General features: G+C 55.4%; 1 pseudogene. It reads right to left on the bottom strand.

The features are described from left to right. Positions 1-1,201: pseudogene (locus TU73_RS28875) on the bottom strand (IS3 family transposase); the annotation flags it as partial. Positions 1,202-1,276: the final 75 nt, after the last annotated feature.

Genomic DNA, 1,276 nt, shown 5'->3' with positions numbered 1-1,276 from the left:
GGACGACCGCGAGAAGGCGTGATGCCCAGCTCATACATTTTGCTTAACAGCGTCACCGATTTCATTGGCGCTCCGTTATCAGAGTGCAACACCAAGGGCTCACGCAGGCACTTCTCATTGATCACGCTGCGTTGCAACAGCGCAGCAGCCTTTTCACCACTTTCTTCATCATAAACTTCCCAACCTACCGCCTTGCGGCTGTAAATATCTTCGATCAAATACAGGTAAAAATACTTACCGCGTATGGGCGAGGGAAGATACGTGATGTCCCACGACCACACCTGGTTAGGCTTCTGAGCCGCGTGCGTTGTCGGCATTACAATGCGCCGAGGCCGTCGGCTACGACCTCTGTGGTGTTGTTGGCCGGCTGCTCGCAAGATGCGATAAAACGTAGCTTCCGATGCCAGATACCGCGCTTCGTCTGCCAGGCGCGGAACGATCTGGCTGGGCGGTAAATGGGCGTATATCGGGCTGTTGCACAGGGTTACGATGGCTTGTCGTTCAATTTCACTCAGCGCATTTCGCGGCTTGGGCCGCAAGGTGGTGGTGCGCGCATCGGCCTGTAACTCTGGCGCCTGAGTCCAGCGCTGCAAGGTTCGCAGCGACAGTCCAACCTCTTGGCAAGCGCGTAATTTTCGGGCGCCTGCGACGATGGCTTCAATCAACCAGCCCACCAACAACTGCCGTTCCGGCAAAGAAGTCAGTTGTCCTCGCCGTCGGTCCCCCAGTAATCGTTGAGCTTTTTTCGCAGCACTAACAACGCTGCGGTTTCGGCCAATGCAGCGTCTTTACGGCGCAGATCGCGCTCCAGCTCCAGGATGCGTTTCTTGTCTTTACGCGTCTGTTCATGGTCAGCCATTTTTTGCGCTTGTACAGCTTCCTGGCCACTAATACAGGCTTGACGCCAGGCATTGAGCTGTTCGGGGTACAGGCCGTTTCGACGGCAATATTCACCCAACTCAAGCTGCGTCAGGGGGGCCGTTTCAAGGACGGCAGCAAACCGGGCCTCAGCAGACCATTTATCAGACAATACTGTGTCTTCTGGCACTTTATTTCCCTGCTGGCTGGCCGTCTTGCGCCAGAGATACATCGAAACATCACTGACCCCTTCACGTCGGCAAATTTCGGCCACAGTCAGGTTCAGCGGAGGAAGCAGCATCTTGAGCAATGCGGCTTTACGTTCGGGTGAATAGTACTTCACAAGCTGTCTCTTTCCGCCCTCGGTATGCTTTTGGGGGTAAACCAGGAGAGGCGACAACTATCCTGACACCGGGGG

The sequence above is a fragment of the Pseudomonas libanensis genome (genome assembly GCF_001439685.1).
Taxonomy (GTDB): Bacteria; Pseudomonadota; Gammaproteobacteria; order Pseudomonadales; family Pseudomonadaceae; genus Aquipseudomonas; species Aquipseudomonas libanensis.
This window is presented reverse-complemented; position numbering and strand designations above follow the sequence as displayed.